21 protein-coding genes and 1 pseudogene are annotated in these 19,709 nt (G+C 34.7%); 1 reads left to right on the top strand and 21 read right to left on the bottom strand.

From position 1 onward, the window contains the following. The 13 genes and pseudogenes from TETH514_RS08045 to surE all read right to left on the bottom strand — a co-directional run bounded on the left by TETH514_RS08045 (position 1) and on the right by surE (position 11,847). Positions 1–1,005 (bottom strand): biotin-dependent carboxyltransferase family protein, encoded by a 1,005-nt coding sequence (locus TETH514_RS08045; protein WP_009052367.1) that lies wholly within the window; start codon positions 1,003–1,005, stop codon positions 1–3. A 66-nt stretch (positions 1,006–1,071) separates the two neighbouring features. After that, complete coding sequence (gene pxpB / locus TETH514_RS08040) at positions 1,072–1,803, bottom strand: 5-oxoprolinase subunit PxpB (protein WP_003868763.1); 732 nt, start codon at positions 1,801–1,803, stop codon at positions 1,072–1,074. Positions 1,804–1,821: 18 nt separating this feature from the next. After that, positions 1,822–2,592: a LamB/YcsF family protein gene (locus tag TETH514_RS08035; RefSeq protein WP_003868764.1), complete on the bottom strand. Its 771-nt coding sequence runs from the start codon at positions 2,590–2,592 to the stop codon at positions 1,822–1,824. Positions 2,593–2,891: 299 nt separating this feature from the next. After that, entirely contained in the window at positions 2,892–4,130 is a 1,239-nt protein-coding gene (locus tag TETH514_RS08030; RefSeq protein ID WP_009052366.1) for an Nramp family divalent metal transporter, read from the bottom strand. A 147-nt stretch (positions 4,131–4,277) separates the two neighbouring features. Beyond that, positions 4,278–4,361, bottom strand: a pseudogene (locus TETH514_RS13160) (4Fe-4S binding protein); the annotation flags it as partial. 24 nt (positions 4,362–4,385) lie between these two features. Beyond that, entirely contained in the window at positions 4,386–5,654 is a 1,269-nt protein-coding gene (locus TETH514_RS08025) for an SLC13 family permease (protein ID WP_003868767.1), read from the bottom strand. Between the two features lie 401 nt (positions 5,655–6,055). Then, a complete protein-coding gene (locus TETH514_RS08020) occupies positions 6,056–7,306 on the bottom strand; it encodes a Glu/Leu/Phe/Val dehydrogenase (protein ID WP_009052365.1) in 1,251 nt (416 codons plus the stop codon). 97 nt (positions 7,307–7,403) lie between these two features. After that, positions 7,404–8,267, bottom strand: a complete 864-nt coding sequence (locus TETH514_RS08015) for a MurR/RpiR family transcriptional regulator (protein WP_009052364.1) — start codon at positions 8,265–8,267, stop codon at positions 7,404–7,406. After that, complete coding sequence (locus TETH514_RS08010; RefSeq protein WP_003867974.1) at positions 8,246–8,809, bottom strand: 2-oxoacid:acceptor oxidoreductase family protein; 564 nt, start codon at positions 8,807–8,809, stop codon at positions 8,246–8,248. Before TETH514_RS08010 ends, TETH514_RS08015 begins: the two co-directional genes overlap by 22 nt. Then, positions 8,806–9,630, bottom strand: coding sequence for a 2-oxoacid:ferredoxin oxidoreductase subunit beta (locus tag TETH514_RS08005; protein ID WP_009052363.1), 825 nt, complete (start codon positions 9,628–9,630; stop codon positions 8,806–8,808). Before TETH514_RS08005 ends, TETH514_RS08010 begins: the two co-directional genes overlap by 4 nt. Beyond that, the gene (locus TETH514_RS08000) at positions 9,620–10,759 is read right to left on the bottom strand and encodes a 2-oxoacid:acceptor oxidoreductase subunit alpha (protein ID WP_009052362.1); all 1,140 of its coding nucleotides are present in this window, start codon (positions 10,757–10,759) and stop codon (positions 9,620–9,622) included. Before TETH514_RS08000 ends, TETH514_RS08005 begins: the two co-directional genes overlap by 11 nt. After that, positions 10,756–10,953 carry an ATP-binding protein gene (locus TETH514_RS07995; RefSeq protein ID WP_009052361.1) on the bottom strand — a complete coding sequence of 66 codons (198 nt, stop codon included), beginning with the start codon at positions 10,951–10,953 and terminating at the stop codon, positions 10,756–10,758. Before TETH514_RS07995 ends, TETH514_RS08000 begins: the two co-directional genes overlap by 4 nt. Before the next feature lie 135 nt (positions 10,954–11,088). Next, the gene (gene surE / locus TETH514_RS07990; protein ID WP_003867979.1) at positions 11,089–11,847 is read right to left on the bottom strand and encodes a 5'/3'-nucleotidase SurE; all 759 of its coding nucleotides are present in this window, start codon (positions 11,845–11,847) and stop codon (positions 11,089–11,091) included. Between the two features lie 78 nt (positions 11,848–11,925). On the opposite strand from surE, the gene TETH514_RS07985 reads away from it, so the two are divergent. Continuing rightward, complete coding sequence (locus TETH514_RS07985) at positions 11,926–12,564, top strand: hypothetical protein (RefSeq protein ID WP_003867980.1); 639 nt, start codon at positions 11,926–11,928, stop codon at positions 12,562–12,564. An 18-nt stretch (positions 12,565–12,582) separates the two neighbouring features. Here TETH514_RS07985 and safA read toward each other — a convergent pair whose 3' ends face one another. From safA to TETH514_RS07945, 8 genes are all read right to left on the bottom strand, one after another. Further along, positions 12,583–13,011, bottom strand: a complete 429-nt coding sequence (safA, locus tag TETH514_RS07980; protein ID WP_009052360.1) for a SafA/ExsA family spore coat assembly protein — start codon at positions 13,009–13,011, stop codon at positions 12,583–12,585. A gap of 107 nt (positions 13,012–13,118) precedes the next feature. Next, entirely contained in the window at positions 13,119–14,516 is a 1,398-nt protein-coding gene (locus TETH514_RS07975; RefSeq protein ID WP_009052359.1) for an oxaloacetate decarboxylase subunit alpha, read from the bottom strand. Between the two features lie 79 nt (positions 14,517–14,595). Beyond that, on the bottom strand, positions 14,596–15,462 hold the full coding sequence (gene speB / locus TETH514_RS07970) for an agmatinase (protein ID WP_003867983.1): 867 nt from the start codon (positions 15,460–15,462) through the stop codon (positions 14,596–14,598). Position 15,463: 1 nt separating this feature from the next. Continuing rightward, positions 15,464–16,297, bottom strand: a complete 834-nt coding sequence (gene speE, locus TETH514_RS07965; RefSeq protein WP_003867984.1) for a polyamine aminopropyltransferase — start codon at positions 16,295–16,297, stop codon at positions 15,464–15,466. Between the two features lie 45 nt (positions 16,298–16,342). After that, the gene (locus TETH514_RS07960) at positions 16,343–16,720 is read right to left on the bottom strand and encodes a GNAT family N-acetyltransferase (RefSeq protein WP_009052358.1); all 378 of its coding nucleotides are present in this window, start codon (positions 16,718–16,720) and stop codon (positions 16,343–16,345) included. 3 nt (positions 16,721–16,723) lie between these two features. Further along, positions 16,724–17,434: a pseudouridine synthase gene (locus TETH514_RS07955; RefSeq protein ID WP_009052357.1), complete on the bottom strand. Its 711-nt coding sequence runs from the start codon at positions 17,432–17,434 to the stop codon at positions 16,724–16,726. 22 nt (positions 17,435–17,456) lie between these two features. Then, the gene (locus tag TETH514_RS07950; RefSeq protein ID WP_009052356.1) at positions 17,457–18,740 is read right to left on the bottom strand and encodes an FAD-dependent oxidoreductase; all 1,284 of its coding nucleotides are present in this window, start codon (positions 18,738–18,740) and stop codon (positions 17,457–17,459) included. Further along, positions 18,733–19,704 carry a sulfide/dihydroorotate dehydrogenase-like FAD/NAD-binding protein gene (locus TETH514_RS07945; protein ID WP_009052355.1) on the bottom strand — a complete coding sequence of 324 codons (972 nt, stop codon included), beginning with the start codon at positions 19,702–19,704 and terminating at the stop codon, positions 18,733–18,735. The genes TETH514_RS07950 and TETH514_RS07945 overlap by 8 nt, the downstream gene beginning before the upstream one ends. Positions 19,705–19,709: the final 5 nt, after the last annotated feature.

Below are 19,709 nucleotides of genomic sequence, written 5' to 3'. Positions count from 1 at the left end.
TCAAAGGGGTTCAACACCAACATCATAATATCTATCATTTACTTTTACCTTAAAATATTTTAAGACTTTCAAAGTTTCCTTAATCTCCTTGATTTTGTTTTCAGTTTCTACAAGAATTTTATGCGCCTCAAAAAGGTCAACAGCTCTAAACCTTACTTTGTCTCCTGGTTTTAATTGAGCAAGCTTTGACAAATCAACTGAAATAACTGTCGCTATTTTTGTATAGCCGCCTGTAGTCTGGGCATCTTTTAATATTATAATTGGTTTTCCATTCCCAGGTATTTGAATAGCCCCCGGTAAAAGCCCATCCGTAATTATATCATGCCTTTCCTTAGCTTTAATTTCAGGTCCTTCAAGCCTGTAACCCATTCTATCAGAATCTTTTGTAATTACGTACGTAGAACTCAAAAAAACTTTTATAGCTTCTTCATCAAAATAGTCATCTTGAGGTCCCAATATTATTCTTATTTCTTCTTCACTAGAATAAGAAGGTATATATTCATCTCGGACCTTCCTTGCATCTAACCCTGACTGAGAAACCCCACTTATGAGGATATCATCCTTTTCAATACGTCTTCCTTTTATACCCCCTAACTTCCCTCTAGTGTAAGTAGAAACACTATTCATTATCAAGTTTCCTTTAAATCCTCCAGCTACTGCAAGATATGCTCGGAACCCCGACTTTATTGGTCCAAAGGATACAATATCGCCCTTCTGTACAGGAAATGAAGACCAACAGGGTCGTGGAAAACCATTCACTAGAGGTTGAATCTCAGCCCCGGTTACTGCGATCATAACATCACTTAGGACCTCAAGAGTAGGTCCCATCAATGTTATTTCCAGACATGGAGCATTTTCATCGTTTCCCACCAATATATTAGCAATTCTTAAAGCAAATTCATCCATTGCTCCCGATGTAGGTATCCCTTGACTTTCATATCCAAATCTACCTATATCTTGAATAGTTGTAAAAAGACCCTGACTTAATACTCTAAAGCACTCCATTTTTTCACCTACCTTGCAAAGTTTCTACTATTTTTGGTTTTTTTACTGTTCTTAGAGAAAGTTTCGTTACTCATAATCGTATATTTTAATTTGATATCTTTTCATTTCTATTTCTTTTTCAATCTTGTAAAATTCCTCTCCTGTTATCGGCACAAACTTTATGTAATTACCTGCTTCAAAAAGAATAGGCCTCTCTCTTTCTGGATCATATAATCTTACAGGAGTCCTCCCTATTATCCTCCAGCCACCAGGACTAGAAAGCGGATAGATACCTGTTTGGTTACCTGCAATGCCTACTGACCCTGCCTTTATCTCAGTTCTCGGATTTTCTAATCGTGGAGTAGCAATTTTTTCAGACATACCTCCTAAATACGCAAATCCCATTGTGAAACCAACCATATAAATTCTATAAAAAGGTTGTGTATGAATACTTATTATCTCTTCAGCAGTCATATTATGGTATTTAGCTACAAAATCTAAATCTGGGCCAAATTCTCCTCCATAAGCTACCGGAATTTCATATATTTTAGACCTAAATTCTTCTGTACTTTCATTCTTATCTTTATTGCTTGATTCAATTAGTTTTAATAGTTCATCGTAAGCAATTTTTAAAGGATCATATTTAATAAGCAAAGATCTATAAGTTGGAATCATAGAAATAATTCCTGCACTCTTCTCTTTTTCTAACGTCCTATAAAGATTTACTACTTTTTTATTGCATTCCTCACTTATTTCATTTCCAAATTCAACTATAACAGCCTTGTCCCCGCATAAGAGAATTTTAGGTTTTTCATACATTATAATCAACTCCCTGTATTATAAAAACTCACCGATGGGTATTATTTCAACTCCATTTTCTTCTAAAGTCTTTTTTATTCTTTTAGCAAATTCTACAGCCTGGGGATTATCACCATGAACACATATAGTATCAACTTTCACTTTTACTAGACTACCATCTATAGCCTCACAAACTCCCTCTTTAATCATTCGAAGCACTCTTCTGCAAGCCAATTCTTCATCGTGTATAATAGCATTTGGAAGCTTTCTAGAAACTAAAGTACCATCAGGATTTATGTTTCTATCAGCAAAAACCTCACAAGCAAATCTCAACCCTACTTTTTCAGCTGCCATCTGCATGGCTGTATTGGCCATCCCAACGCATATGAGATTTTCATTTACTGAAGCTATTGCTTCGGCAATTGCTATAGCAAGTTTTTCATCTGTTGCAGCCATGTTGTACAAGGCGCCATGAGCTTTAACATGTTGCAATTTTATACCGTTACTTATAGCAAAAGCTTGTAAGGCTCCAATTTGATATATGATATAATTTTTTACATCTGTGGGTGATACATCTATATTTCTTCTTCCAAATCCCAATAGATCAGGAAATCCAGGATGAGCTCCTACCGCCACTTTATTTTTAGCACATCTTTCAACAGTATTTGCCATTACAATAGGATCACCTGCATGAAATCCACAAGCAATATTTGCTGATGAAATGTATTTTACTATTTCCTCATCCATACCTATTTTATACACCCCAAAACTTTCACCAATGTCACTATTTATGTCCACTCGATATTTCATAAACATACCTCCTTTTTTACTTAGAGTTATGTCAGATAAACCCCTAATTTTGGGGGATATCAAACCTTACAATACTTGATACAAAAAGATTTGAGAAAAAAAAAAAAGAAGGATTCCCTCCTCTTGGTGTTGAAGGTAGTGGTTGATAAAACATAAAGTTATACAGCTCTACTATAGTGTGTTTGAACTCTTCATTATATTTTCTTTGTCACTTTGACATCTTGTAGACACTTCCTCTCTTTGTAATTCTATTTTACCTTGTTCAAGTTATAGTGTCTACAATATTATACTAACACCAATTATATTATCTTTAGGGCTGTCAGGAACATCCTCAACCCGAGAATTACGGTTACGACTACGACGAAATACCCGAGTATATTGGATACGGTGGTGTTTGCAAATTCTTTCATGATCTTTTGGTTGTTTATTACCACAAGCAAGAGTATTGCCGAGATGGGAAGCAGTACGCCGTTTACCGCCTGGGCAAAAACTATTACCTGTACTGGGTTGGCGCCCAAAAAGGCCACCGTGGCACCAATTAGTAATACCAGCAGCCATATTATACGAAAATGCCTTTCCTTTAGGTCGCTTTTCAGCCCGAGGACGCCAGTTATAGCATAGGCGGCGGCCATGGGTGCCGTTATGGCCGAAGAAATCCCGGCGCAGAACAGGCCTATTGCGAAAAACCATTTTGCCCATGGCCCCAGCAGGGGCTCCAGCTGGCTCGCCATGTCGGCGGCGGTTTTAATTTGTACGCCGGTGCTGAACATGGAAGAGGAAGTAATGATTATGGCCATGGATATAATTCCGCCCAGACCTATAGACAGCATGGTATCGGCTCTTGATTCCGATATGGCTTCTCTCTTGTCTTTGTAACTACCCCAGCGTTCGGCTGTAATGGATGAATGAAGGTACAGGTTATACGGCACAACGGTTGTCCCTATGAGTCCGAGGGTTACTATGAGGGCGCCTGGTGGAATCGTTGGAACAAAGATTCCCCTAAAAACCTCACCCCAGTTGGGAGAGATCACTACGGCTGTGGCGACGAAGACAATGCTCATCATTATAACTATACCGACCAATACCTTTTCGATTAACTTGTAACTGCTGGTCCAGAGGAGGAATCCTGCTATCAGCGCGATGAGGACTACCCAGACTTGTTTTGAACCTCCAAGAATCACCTGCAATCCCATAGAGGCGCCACTTATATTGCCGCTCTGGAAGGCGGAGTTCCCAATTCCCAGGGCTGCGATCACAAGAGCTATTACGACAATTTTGGCCGTTGGGTTTTCCTCAAAGGTTTTTCTGATGGTGCTTCCTAATCCCTTATTGGCTACTATCCCGATGCGAGCCGACATTTCCTGAAGTATTATAGTCGCTATGGTTGAAAACAGTAAGGCCCACAGCAGAGTGTATTTGTAATTGACGCCCGCCAGGGTGCAGGTGGTTACAGTACCCGGGCCTATAAATGCTGCAGCGACAATGGCACCCGGTCCTATGCTGGCTATTTTTTGCCACAAAGTTTTTCGATCTTCCATACCATAAATAACCTCCTTAGCATTTTTTTATTTAGGTCTTTGCAGAACTCCAAAATCCTCACAAATTAAGGGGTTCTGCTATATATTTTCAAAGGAATTCATCCACTTTTGTCGAATTTTATATAGACAATTAAATTCAAAAACGAATACTTTAACAGGACAAAATACCACACAAATGCCGCAGCCTTTGCACCATTCCTCTATTATTACCAGTTTTTTGTTTTTTACCAATCTATCACCCTTATTCCCTTTACATTACCTCCAAATAATCCAAGTCAAAATATAACCAGTTATAACTGCTGTTAAAGTAAATGGAATACTTAACTTCATAAAGTCCTTTGCCTTAACTTCATATCCTTCTTTTCTTAGAATTCCTAATCCAGTTATAATAGCAGATGCACCTATTGGAGTTATATTACCTCCCAATGTTGCCCCAACAAGTAGGCCAAAATAAAGAAGATAAGGTTGTATTCCCATTTCTTGAGCAATTTTTGATACAACAGGAAGCATCGTAGCAGTATATGGTATATTATCAATGAAGGCAGATATAAAAACTGAGAACCAAACTATAATAGTATAGATTAAAAATAAGTTGCCCTTTCCAAATCTTGAAAAAATTTTACTAATATCGTTTATAACTCCAACCTCAGAAATTCCACCTATTACTACGAAAAGCCCCATCAGCAGAAGGATTGTTTCATAATCAATTTGTAAAAGAGTATTATTTAAAGCGTGTTTATTTTTGCTTATGACGACCTCCTTAATTATACCTATTAAAAGCAATGTTGTGCATATTAAACCATTTGTAATTTCAGGTTTATTAGGAATAAAGGAAGCAATTATTAATAATGCTACCATCAAAATCAAAAGATATGATGGGAAATAGTCCTCAACCTCTTGCTTTTCCTCAAGATGAATGGGTTGATTATATTCTCTAAAAAAGAGCAATAAAATAGGTATTGTAGCTACTGCCCCAATTTGAACTATCCAAAACAATCCCATCCTACCTTTAAAAAAGAAAAAGTCAATAAAATCCATTTTAGCATAACCACCTAATAAAAGCGAGGTAGTATCTCCAACTAAGGTTGCAGCACCTTGTAAGTTTGATGAAATAGCTATTGAAATAATCATATAGACTGGTGAAATATTAAGCTTCTTTGCAATATCCATAGCAACGGGTGCTATTATTAAAACAGTAGCTACATTATCGATAAAAGCTGAAACTATGCCAGCAAAGGCTGCAAGAGATATTATGGCCCATTTTATACTTGCGACTTTGTCTATTATAACATCAGCCATCAAAGCAGGCATCTTTGATTCGATAAACAGGTTTACTATTCCCATAGTTCCGCCAATCATCAATATAACATTCCAATCAATGTAAGATAGAGCTTTTTGAAAGGGAAGTATTCCAATTAATACAAATAATAAAGCTGAAAATAATGAAATATATGTTCTGTATTTAGGTAAAACAAGAAGTAGAATATATGTCGCTATAAATATTAATATTGCTATTAACTTCATCTGTAGCCTCCTATATTTCATTCTTTAGTTTGTTAAAAGTTTCTACTGGACTTTTTGCAAAATAGAAATATTAGCAACGGGAAAGATGATAGATTAAGCTCTATGGTAATAAACACTCTAATTTTAATAATAACACAGAGGACTTAAATTGTCTATCAATTGTCTAGTAAAGCTAATTGCTATTTTAGATGAGTACTTTCTTGAATTTAAAGAAGTGTTTAAGGATCTTTGCAGAGAAACTCATTAAGAAATCCAAAGACAAGTTAATAAACACTAACAAAAAATTTAAGGCCCCCTATAATTACATAAACAAGAGAGCCCATTAAAGAAAAAACAAACAGTAATTGCAATTGCAGTAAAGTTTATAAGAGTAATGTTTACGCTAATTTTGTACTAACCCTTTATAACCAACCTCTAATTTTCATAGCTTCATAAACCCGTTTAATCGATATCATGTAAGCTGCTGTCCTCATATCAACTTTGTACTGCTGTGCTAATTCATATATAGCGTTAAAAGCATTTACCATCATAATCTCCTGTCTTTCTTCTACTTCTTTTTCTGTCCAATAATAATTCATGAGATTTTGTACCCATTCAAAATATGAAACTATTACTCCTCCTGAATTAGCTAAAATATCCGGAACTACAAACACACCTCTTTCTGCTAAAATCTTATCTGCTTCAGGAGTTGTAGGACCATTTGCTCCTTCGCAAATTATTTTCGCCTTTACATCTGGCGCATTTGCAAAAGTTATCTGATTTTCTAAAGCTGCTAAAGCTAAAATGTCTACCTCCATTGTTAAAAGCTCTTCATTTGTTATACTGGTTGTTCCCTCAAAATTGCACACTGTTCCCGTCTTATTTACATGCTCTACTAATTTTTCAACATCAATTCCATCTTTATTGTATATACCTCCATACACATCACTTACTGCTACAATTTTAGCGCCTAATCTTTGAAGGTTTAAAGCAGTGTGACTTCCTACGTTTCCAAAACCTTGTACAGTTACTGTGCAATTTTTAAAATCCATTTGTAAACGTTTTATAGCTTCTCGAGCCATTAACGCAACTCCATACCCTGTTGCAGCAGTTCTCCCTTTCGAACCTCCGTATACTAAAGGTTTCCCTGTAATAACAGCCGGGCTGTTGTAACCTACAATTTTGTTATATTCATCTACCATCCAGGCCATAATTTGCATGTTAGTATTTACATCTGGTGCAGGTATATCTTTATTAGGACCTATTATGCTCGTTATTGCTCTTATATAGCCCCTGCTCAACCTCTGTAACTCATCGTTAGACAATTCTTTTGGATTTACCACTACTCCACCTTTTGCTCCTCCATAAGGAAGTCCTACTACCCCACATTTAAATGTCATCCACATGGATAAGGCTTTTACCTCATCTAATGTAACGTCAGGATGAAATCTTATTCCTCCTTTTGTGGGTCCTAATGCGTCATTGTGTTGAGACCTATAACCTTTAAAGACTTTTACTGTACCATCATCCATCTGTACAGGAATAGAAACTTCTAATACTCGCATAGGTTCCTTTAAAAGTTCATAAACAAATTCTTCTACCCCCAGCAAATCACAAGCATTTTTAATCTGCTTTTGCGCAATAATCAAAGGATTTAATGACTCTTTTGACATTTTATTATCCTCCTAATTTTAAAATTTTGAAGCAAATGAATCGATTTCTATGTTATATATTCTACAAAATTTTTAATAACCCTTCAAAATTTTATAATTAATTTGGTTTTGAGAAATATACCCCATATTCATCCCAAATACTCTCTAATTTTTCAAAAGTATCGGCTATCTTTTCCTTTTCTCTAAGGCCCACAGCTACCACAAGAGCATTGACAAGACTTAAAGGTGCCACTAATGAATCCACAAAAGAAGCCATGTTGCTTTTCGCAATTAATATCTCATCAGCAACAGAGGTAAGAGGAGAAATCAAGCTATCTGTTATTGTAACGATTTTTGCATTCTGAGATTTTGCATATTTCAGCACATCTAATGTTCTTTTTGAGTATCTCGGAAAACCAATTCCTATCACTAAATCATTTTCACTAACTCTGAGAATTTGCTCGAAAACATCTGATACGCCCGCTTTAACGACTGACACATTTTCCCGTATTAAATTTAAATAAAATCCCAAATATTCTGCAATGACAATAGAACTTCTGGAACCTATTATATAAATTTTTGTAGCATTGATGATATCTGAAACGACTCTTCTAAAGTCATCCTTATTTATTTCATTTATGGTCTCTTTTATGTTTTCTATGTCGGCTTTTAGTACATTATTCAATATAGCAATTTCATCTGTCTCTTCTGTCATTTCTAACCTTTGGACTGTTGTAAGTTTATTTTTTATAAGCTCTTGCAGTGCATTTTGAAGTTCTGGATATCCATTATAGCCTAAAGTATTAGCAAATCTTACAACAGTTGATTCACTTATATTTATGCTGGCTCCCAATTTTGCAGCTGTCATAAAAGCTGCCTTATCATAATGATTTATAATGTACTCTGCTATTATCTTTTGGCTTTTGCTTAATTTTGTATAATTATCTTGTATCCTTTTTATCAAATCATCTGTTTTTGCCATATTTCACTACCCCTCATTTTTACAAGATTATAGCCTTCTCTCAATGCTCTTTTGTTAATCTCTTCTGTGGCTGGAGGTACTCTATTTAAAACAGCTCTTTCTAAAGATTCTTTTGTTACCACATTAGTTAACTCTGCTATTACACCTAAAGATATTATATTCGCCACAAAAGCTCTTCCAATTATCTCTTGCGCAGTTTTTATTATGGGAAGTCGGACAACTTTTTGGGTATCTTCATCATTAGGAATTATTGATTCGTCTATTATAATTATCCCATTTTCTTTCATGTCATTTTTATAGCATAAATAGGCAGAAGACGCAAGAGTAAGTAGTATGTCTGGTTTTAATACCTTAGGATACGTTATATATTCATTACTTATTATTACTTCTGCTTTGCTGGATCCTCCTCTTGCCTCAGGACCATAGGACTGACTTTGAACACTATTTTTACCATCCAATATTGCAGCTTCCGCCAAAATTATTCCTGCAAGGATTAAACCTTGCCCTCCTGAACCACCTAATCTTATTTCTATTGAACTCATTTGTAATTCACCTTCAAATTATTTAACATTTTTTGATATTCTTCTACAAATTCAGGCTCATCAATATTTAAAAGCTCTCCAATAATAAATTTGTCATGAAGCTCTTCAGGGTCCATTTTACTAGCTTGTTTTATGTCTACTGCATGGTCTTTTAACCACTTTAGCATATCTGCAGGTGTTCCTTTTTTATTTTTTCTTCCATAGTAAGTAGGGCATATACTCAAAGCTTCAATGAAGGAAAAACCTTTATGAGAAATTCCTCTTTCAATTAGTTTTGTCAATTGTTGAACATGGTAAGCAGTACCCCTAGCTACATAAGTCGCACCTGCTCCAATGGCCAATTTGCAAATATCAAAATACCTATCAATATTTCCGTAAGGTGCAGTAGTAGCTCTGTCAAACCGTGGAGTCGTTGGAGAATATTGTCCTCCTGTCATTCCATAAATATGGTTGTTGTACATCACTACAGTTAAGTCTATATTTCTTCTGCAAGCATGAATAAAGTGATTACCTCCAATAGCCGCATTATCTCCATCTCCAGTAATAACTATTACTGTAAGCTCAGGATTAGCAAATTTAATACCTGTTGCAAAAGCAATAGCTCTTCCATGGGTAGTATGCAAAGTATTAAAATCCAAGTATCCTGATGCCCTTGAAGAACAACCAATTCCAGATACAATACATACCTTGTCTTGGTCAAGTCCTAAGTTGTCAATTGCTCTTACAATAGCTGCCGTTACTATTCCATTGCTGCAACCTGGACACCAAATATTTGGTAACGTTTCCTTCCTAATGTATTTTTCTACTAATTCAGATGCCATTTTTAAAACTCTCCTTTATTTTCTCTACAATCTCAAAAGGAGTGAAAAACTCTCCATTAAATTTGTTAATTTTCCCTACATAGGTATTACCTTTGATTATTCTATCTACTTCATAGTAAAGTTGCCCTGTATTCATTTCAACTACAAACACTTTCTTAAATCTAGGATATATTTCCCTCAATTTTTCATCAGGGAAAGGCCATATGGTTATAGGTCTGAAAAGTCCAATTTTTATCCCTTCTTTTTTAAGTTCTTCCATTGCCACTTCACAAGCTCTGGCAGAAGAACCAAAGGATATGAGAAGTACATCTCCTTCTTCAGTATCTTTTTCTTCAAACATCAGTATGTCTTTTTTATTGTTTTCAATTTTCTCCATCAATCTTTTTATCAGTTTTTCAGTTACTTTAGGGTCATTTGTAGGCAATCCTTTTTCGTTGTGAGCAAGTCCTGTTACATGAAATCTAAAACCTTTACCAAAGGGTACTAAAGGGACAACTCCATTTTCTATATCCTCATAAGGTAAGTAATTATCTTTATCTTGGGGCATAGGTCGTTCAAAAATTTCTATATCTTTATATTCATCTAAATTAACTGCTTCTCTTAGATGACCTATAACTTCATCCATAAGTAGAATTACAGGTGTCCTGTATTTTTCAGAAAGATTAAAAGCTTGAATAGTAATATAATAGGCTTCTTTTACAGAAGAAGGTGATAAAACAATTATAGGATGGTCTCCATGAGTTCCCCATCTGGATTGCATTACATCCCCTTGTGCAGGAGAAGTAGGCATTCCTGTGCTCGGACCCATTCGCTGAACATCCACTATAACGCAAGGAATTTCTACCATAGCAGCAAAACCTATGTTTTCCTGCTTTAAAGAAAACCCAGGACCCGATGTAGCAGTCATTGCTTTTAATCCAGTAAGGGAGGCTCCTATAACTGCTGCCATGCTGGCGATTTCATCTTCCATTTGAATAAATTTCCCTCCTACAAAAGGAAGCTTTTCGGCACAAAACTCAGCAATCTCAGTAGAGGGAGTTATTGGATATCCTGCATAAAATTTTAGTCCAGCAGCTATAGCTCCTTCGACTACCGCTTCATTTCCTTGCATCAATACCGTAGGCATCATTCTTTCACCTCTAAATATATGGCAAAATCAGGACACCTGAGCTCGCAAAGGCCACATTTAGTGCATTTATCCGCATCTATCAGTCTAACCTTACCATTTTTTAGTTCCAATACTTTAACAGGGCAAAATTCTACACAAATACCGCAGCCTTTGCACCATTTTTCTATTATTACGAGCTCTTTATTTTTTACCAATCTATCACCCTCATTAAATTTTATTTGCAATATATAATATTCTATATAAAAATAAAAAATCCTCCATAAAATGAATAATAAATGTCATGAATATTTTTGATACAATTCTTGCATCATATAGAATGTTACAAATATTTACTCTATTTTTATATCCCAGGAGTTTAAGATGTTTATCATATTGTACTCTGTTAAATCAAAATGAATTGGAGTAATAGAAATATAACCTTCTTTTACAGAAACAATGTCTGTCCTTTCATCCTTTTCTATTTCCGAAATTTTCCCTGCCATCCAATAGTACTCTTTCCCTCTTGGGTCATAATTTTTTTGAAAAGTCTCAATATAGATACTCTTGCCGAGTATTGTAGCTTTTACTCCCTTTATTCCCTTCTTAAAATCGGGTATATTTACATTCAATAATGTGTTTTTAGGTAATCCTTTTTCTAAAACTTTTTCTATTAAATTCTCCAAAAATTTATATATACGCCTATCTTCAATATCAGCAGTTTCTGCACGGGAAACTGCAATAGCAGGAATGCCGTAAATTGCGGCTTCTATAGCCGCAGAAACAGTACCAGAATAAAGTATATCTGTCCCTAAATTTAAGCCTTCATTAATGCCAGAAATTACAATATCAGGTTTTTCTCTCAACACCACTTCAATCCCTAATTTTACACAATCAGACGGTGTACCATTTATTGCATATATTTTCAAACTATCCTCTTCCTTTACTTTTTTAAGCCTTAAAGGTTTATGTAAAGTTATAGCATGGCTTATAGCACTTCTTTCTTTTTCAGGAGCTACTACCGTTACCTTATACTTATCTTTAAGATATTCTGCTAATTTTAACATCCCTAATCCTTGTACTCCATCGTCATTAGTAAGAAGTATTTTCATTTTCTACCTCCTCTAATTAATAACGTATAATTACTTTGATTTTATTACAAAATTTATATATAGGCAAGGAGTGATACAGTGATACAAATAGACGACGCGGGAAGTGGAAGTTTGGTAGGCGGAACGTGTATTGGGGCTATGAGAGTAGAAACTGGAGAATTTTTCTATGATATAATTCCCATAGAATATTATAATGAAGAAAACTTTAAAAATAAATTGTATTTAAGAAAAGCCTGTGAAATTGGGAAAAAACTTTTAGAAAAACTTAAAGTAAGTAAAACTGAAAAAATACAAGTTTGTAGAGGTTACATGTTTGACACTTTTAGAAAATGGTTAGAACAAGAAGAGTATAATTGGGAAAGTACACAAATATTAAATCCTCTTCAGGATATAATAGAAAATTCTTTTGAAAATTACGCTTTATCTTTAGGATTGCCAGAAAAGTTTTTAAGATACACAAAATATCCTTTTCATTTTCATCGATTGCTGAGATGGGTATATGCCGATTATGAAAACAGAGCCAAATTGTGCAAAACTGGGTGGAATAGCTGGAAAAAATACGGAAAATTAGAGGTAGAAATAAGCTACACTTATTTGCAAGAAAACAAAAATTACCTATGCTTAAAATGTGGAAAAAATATTCAACCAGGGACTGTAAAAGTTATAAAATATACAAGCAATTATCCTAATACTATATATCTTCACATTAATTGTTAAGGCACCTTAAAAGGTGCCTTAACAATTCGCAGAAGGTATACATATTTGTTGTCCTGGGTATATCAAATTGGGATCTGGTATTTGTGGATTTGCTCTTATCAATGCATCAAGACTTACACCAAACATATTAGCTATAGACCACATACTGTCTCCCGGTTTTACTGTGTATATTGTTTTGCAGGTTTCTGGAGATACTGGTGGACAATAGAAAGGTATGCAAATTTGTTGTCCTGGATATATCAAATTAGGATCCGATATCTGAGGATTAGCTCTTATTAAGCAGTCAAGACTTATTCCAAACATATTCGCTATAGACCACATAGTATCTCCTGGCTGCACTGTATAAAAAGTCTTACAATGTCCCGGATGAGGATGATGTGGATAATAGGGATGATGGTAAGGATACTTAGGATAGTTAGGATTATAATAAGATCCATCTATTGTCATCCTATTTCCCTCCTTTAAACTTTCTACTACATGTTATGAAGGATAAAAATATATGTTACAGGAGGAATTTAAATATACACAAAAAAACAGGGAAATAATTTTCCCTGTTAAACTGGATATGTCATATATTCCATATTAAGAAGAGTTGCATCTATTTGATATTTTTTTGCTCTTCTGTATTCAAAAAACTTCTTTGCTACTTGTGGGAAAAGAGCATAAGATAAAACATCTTCTTCTTGTTCATAATACTCTTTAATTTCTTCTTTAATCGCTTCAAATTGCGGTTTTAAAAGGTCTGCTGGTCTAATATCTATTACCTCTTCATCTCCTATTATTTTTTTCTTTATTTCTTCTGAAATTGGCGCTGGTGGTCTACCATACAGTCCTTTCACATAATCTTTTACTTCTTTTGGTACCATTTTATACCTTTCTCCAGTTATTACATTCAAGACAGCTTGAGTCCCTACCATCTGACTCATAGGAGTAACAAGAGGTGGGTATCCTAATTCTTCTCTAACTTTAGGAATTTCTTTTAAAACCTCTGGGTACTTATCTAAAACATTTTGTTGTTTTAATTGGGAAATTAAATTTGATAGCATTCCTCCTGGAACTTGATAAATTAATACATCTGTATCTACGCCCATAACCATAGATAAATCTATTTCTTTACTGTGATTTTGTTTTACTTCTTTAAAGTATGAAGCAATTTCTGATAATAACTCCATATCCAAACCAGTGTCATATTGAGTGCCTTTTAAAATAGCTACCATTGTTTCTGTAGCAGGTTGAGAAGTTCCTAATGCCAAAGGTGAAATAGCAGTGTCTATTATATCTACTCCAGCCTCTATTGCTTTAAGATAAGTCATAGCCGCCATTCCACTCGTATAATGGCTGTGCAACTGTATAGGAATATTTACTGCATCTTTAAGGCTTTTTACTAACTCATAAGCAACATAAGGAGTTAATATTCCTGACATATCCTTTATGCATATGGAATCCACTCCTAATTCTGTCAGCTCTTTTGCTACTTTAATATAATGGTCAATGTTGTGAACAGGACTTATAGTATAAACAAGGGTACCTTGAGCGTGGGCTCCCGCTTTTTTAGTAGCTTTAACGGCAACTTCAAGATTTCGTACATCATTTAAAGCATCAAAAATTCTTATTATATCTATTCCGTTAGCAACAGCCCTCTCAACAAATTTTTCTACTATATCATCAGGATAATGCCTATATCCTAATAGATTTTGTCCTCTCAAAAGCATTTGAAGAGGGGTATTTTTTATCCTCTTCTTTAATCTTCTCAATCTTTCCCAAGGGTCTTCGTCAAGAAATCTCATACAAGCATCAAAGGTAGCTCCTCCCCACGCTTCAATAGAATAATATCCTACTGCATCCAATTTTTCTGCAATTGGGAGCATTTCTTCCGTCGACATTCGAGTAGCCAAGAGTGACTGATGGGCATCTCTTAATACAGTTTCTGTAATTTTAATTTTATTACTCATATTAATACCTCCTCATAATATATTATACTATTTTTTCAAAAGAAACAAAATAAAAAAAGAGCCAAAAGGCTCAAAATTTTTAGAAGAAGGAAAGGATAGATTCCCTTATAAGTTTAGCTGCTAAAATAGAGGTTATACCAGCTATATCGTGAGAAGGCGAGACTTCCACCAAATCCATCCCAACTACATTTAAATCTTTTAAAATATGAATTGCCTCTAATGCCTCTTTTGTGGTTATTCCCCCTGGTTCTGGTGTACCAGTGCCTGGTGCAAAAGCAGGGTCTACAACATCTATATCCCAGCTAATATAAATTGGATAATCTTTTATATCATCAATTACACCTTTCAAAGGTTCAACTACTTCATACAAAAACATGTGGGTATTTTTTTCTGCAAACTCAAATTCTTCTTTTTCACCTGACCTTATCCCAAAATTATACATTTTAATACCTTTAGCAATATCCCATACTTTTTTCATTACTGTGGCGTGAGAATAAGCTTCACCGAAAAATTCTTCTCTTAAATCAGTATGGGCATCAAAATGAAGGATTACAAGGTTATCCCCATATTTTTTTAAGTACTCTTTTAAAATTCCATAAGTCACTAAATGTTCTCCACCCAAGAACAATCCTTTTTTTCCACTTTTCAAAATGTCTTCTGTAGCTTTTGAGATTAAATCTAGACTCTTTTTCACATTCCCATAAGGAAGTACTAAATCTCCTAAATCATAAAATTTCTTATCTTCCAACCTCCTATCTAAATACACACTATAATATTCTAAACCATAAGAGGCTTGCCTTATGGCAGCAGGTCCAAAGCGGCTTCCTGCTTTGAAACTCACTGTGTAATCCATAGGCAAACCTAGTATAACTACCTCTGCCTTTTCATAATCTTCAGTAGCCCCTAAAAACTTTCCCGGATCAACAAAATATTTTCCTTCTATCATATTACACCTCATCAAAAATATCCTTCACAAATTTAGGCAGTACAAAGGCCGCTTTGTGAATTTCAGGTGTATAGTATTTAGTATCTATTCTTGGAATAGAATTTATGTCCACTTCTTCAGGGTCATATTTTTTTGAACCCATGGTAAAAGTCCACAAACTTCCTGGATAAGTCGGTATTGTTGCTATATATGCTTTTGTAATAGGATATATTTCTTTGAACATTTTGCTGAGTTTGTTTATCAATTTTCCATAAATAAAAGGTGATTCTGTCTGAGCCACAATAATACCATCTTCTTTCAAGCATTCATATACGGCTTTATAAAAATCAGAAGTAAAAAGACCTACAGCTGGCCCAATTGGGTCAGTAGAATCCACTATTACCACATCAAATTCATTTTTGTGTTCATTAACATATTTAATTCCATCTCCAATCATTATTTCTACTCTTGGGTCATCTAATGCCTGGCTTATTGTAGGAAGATATTTTTTAGAATTTCTCACTACTGCCTCGTCAATTTCTGCCAAAACTACTCTTTCTACAGAAGGGTGCTTTAAGACCTCTCTTACTGAGCCTCCATCTCCGCCTCCAACAATTAATACGCTTTTTGGATTTTTATGAGTAAAGAGGGGTACATGTACTATCATCTCATGATATACAAATTCATCTTTTTCAGTGGTTTGAAGTATACCATCTAAAGTTAATACTCTTCCAAATTGATATGTATCGAGTATTGCTAAATGTTGATAAGGAGTTTTTTCTACCACCAATGTTTCTTTAACTTTCAAAGAAAATCTCAAATTTTCATCCTGATTTTCTGTAAACCATAATTCCATTGAAAACACCTCCAAGATTTTTAATAATATATTTAAAAAAATATCTCACTCTCCAAAAAACTCTCTTAATTTAACTATCTGAAAATCGCCTTTTTCTTTAAAACCTAATTTACAAAAAAAATCTTTATAAAAAGGTATATTGACACAAGCATTTTCTAACCCCATATCTAGGGCATGATTAAGTACTACTCTTACCATTAAATTTTCAACCCCCTTATCCCTGTAGGAAGGCAAAATTGCCAAATTAGTTATTATAGCATTATTAATTTCTACTTTCATAGAAATAAAACCAAAAGGCTTGTCTTCTCTTGCAATCATGAAAATCTCTTCAAAAAAATTTAAAGTTCCCTTTAAATTACACTCATTAGCAATTTTTTTAATAATTTCGAAATCCTCTGCTTTAGCAAAGTTAACTGAAAACATACTTCACCTCAAGCTTTTTAAATAATCTATTTCCTTTTGTGTCAAATACCTCCACTTTCCTGGTTTTAACCCTTCTAAAGACAAGTCACCAATTTTAGTTCTTGTAAGAGAAATAACAGGATGTCCAATAGCCTCACACATTCTTCTAACTTGTCTATTTTTCCCTTCATGAATTTTTATTTCTACAACACTTGTCCCATTTTTAACTGCTAAAATCTCTATTTCTGCTTTCGAAGTCAAATAATCTCCTATCAAAAGTCCATTTCTAAACCTTTCCAACTCTTCTTGTGTTGGAATTCCTTTGATTTTTGCAATATACGTCTTCACAATTTCATGTCGAGGATGCATTAAGATATTGGCTATCTCCCCATCATTTGTGAGTAACAGAAGCCCTGATGTATCATAATCTAAGCGGCCAACAGGATATATTCTTTCCTTAACTTTAACTAAGTCCATCACTGTAGGCCTGCCAAACTGGTCTTTTACGGAAGTAATATATCCTGTTGGCTTATTTAACATAATATAAACTTTTTTCTTTTCTCTTCTCACAATTTTATCATCAAATTCAATTATGTCAACATCAGGATTGATTTTTACTCCCAACTCTTTTACTACTTTTCCATTTACTTTTACACGGCCTTGTAAAATATACTCTTCGCACTTTCTTCGTGAGGCTATTCCACATTCTGCTAAGTATTTTTGCAACCTTTCCATTTGTGTTCACCCATTTTTTCGTTTATACAAGTTTTTCGTCATAAATTTTTAATAAATTATTTCTCATGATCCTTTCTTTTATCAAGTTGGTATCAGTAGTATAAAGGCCTAATTGTTTCATCCTCTCAAAATATTCTGCCCCTGCAAAAGTATACCTCTTTTTCAAGCCTTCTTTCGTCTTTATGCTTTCATTAGCATATGCTATCAAATCACCAGAAGCTAAATTCCTCGGTAACTCCAAAAGAGGCATGCCAAGAGCTAATCTTACACTGTTATGTCCAGCAAGACATCCTGTCACCATTGCCTCAGTATGCCCAGTAAACAAGCCAGACTTCTCTCCTGCACATAATAAATTATCTAAACCTATAACTTTCATTGTATTATCTCGTGGTGCCATTGACAAATATCTTACAGAATTAGCTTTTCCTCCAGAATAAGGGTCATCATAACGTGCTCTTTCTAAGCCCGGAATTTTTCTAAGTTTTTCTAATGGATAAAAAGGAGTCATGAGCTTTACATAACCAGTATCTAATAGTATAACATTTTCCGCGTATTCTGGCAATGCATATTGTTGACACACCTTCAAATTCAATTTTTCCATGTTAATATCTTCTTTAGGCACAGGCAATACTACTACTCCATCTCTTTCTAGCTTTTCTCTTATCTCTTTGCTTAAAGATTCTTTATTTAATTTACATGAACCACTAAAAGCACCATAAACTTCATCTGCCCTCATTCCTAAAAGGTCTTCTACCCCTGCCCTATAACTTATGCTAATTCGAGGGCCAAAAGAAGGACATCTTAAAATACACATAGCACATCCGTTTCCATATCTTAGGCAATTACCCATAGGTCCTGTAGAACCAGTAGTCTCTATAAAAACATCTCCATACTCTATAGTATCATCTGCTAAAACTATTCCTTTTATTCTTTTGCTGTTTTCCATTACCACATCTGTAGCCCTCGCCATCAATTTAATAATAACACCTTTTTCAAGTAACGTCTCTCTAATCATTGGTTCCACCATTGTCACATCATACAGACTTGCATGAGCATGACCAGGGAATTTTACATTTATATGTCTTGCTGCCTTGTCTGTTATTTCAATAAGTTCATTTCCTCCTAAATATATAAGTTCTTCTGCAGCAGTATACCTCCCGTTATTTCTCATTATGCCTCCCACAAGTCCACATCCCAAAAGCATATCAGTCTTTTCTAAAAGCACTACTTCTGCTCCTGCTTTTCGAGCTGTTAAAGCAGCTGCACAACCAGCCCAACCTCCACCTATTACAACAACCTTAACCATGTAACATCTTCCTTTCCAAAGCTTTTCTAATATCCACTTGAACCTTACAGGTTCTTACTTTTTGGTCTCCTATCTGAACTTCACAACTACCACATATTCCTTCACCACAGCATATGGTATTATTGTTTGAAACCGCTAAATAGGCTTCTTGATTATATAAGTCCAAATAATTTAAAATATTCACATGCTGTTCATCAGAACCTCCACTATATACAACCGTTATCTCTTTATCTTTAATTAACTCCTTTAAAATTCTTTGTCCTTCCTCACTTAAAAGTTCTGCTTCAATTATCGTTATATTAAACTCTTTCAAATAGTCATTTATAAAATTCACTCCTACTTTTCCCTTGTCTACAATAGCAATAACTTTGTTTTTGTTGTTTATTAGTTTTGAAATAACAATTACCCCCGGAGCTTGTGCAATTCCTCTCAAAACAACTAAAGCCTTAGAATTGTGAGTTCCTTTAATATACCTATAACCTAAAAGTCCATTCCAATAAGGCCCTCTTAAATAGACCTCTTCTCCTTCCTCAGCTTTTTGAATCAATTTTGTCTTTGGACCGCTTACTTGTATAGCTATCTTGATTATTCCTTCAAGCTCGTCTGCATACATTACTGACATTGGAGTATCAAAAAAAGGTGGGCTTGAAATTCCTCTTAAAAAAACAAAAGAACCTGGTTCATTCAAATCTCGTGCCATCTTATTTGGTACTTTAAGAGTCAAAATTATAACTTCTTCGTTAATTTCTTCCCTTTTTAATACTTTAGAAAAAATCGTGCTGCGGGTAGCTTTAGCCTTGTATCCTGCCCAAACAAATTCCTGAAAAATACAAACTCCTCGCCAATTACAATCGCAAAAATTTTTCCCTTGAAGTTGTGAACATACTATGCACTCATTTAATTCAGCCAAATAGCAAGGGCAATAATCGGTACCTGCGTCAATGCATTCTAATCTATTTGCCAATTTAT

This window comes from Thermoanaerobacter sp. X514, assembly GCF_000019065.1.
GTDB classification, from domain to species: Bacteria; Bacillota; Thermoanaerobacteria; order Thermoanaerobacterales; family Thermoanaerobacteraceae; genus Thermoanaerobacter; species Thermoanaerobacter pseudethanolicus.
This window is presented reverse-complemented; position numbering and strand designations above follow the sequence as displayed.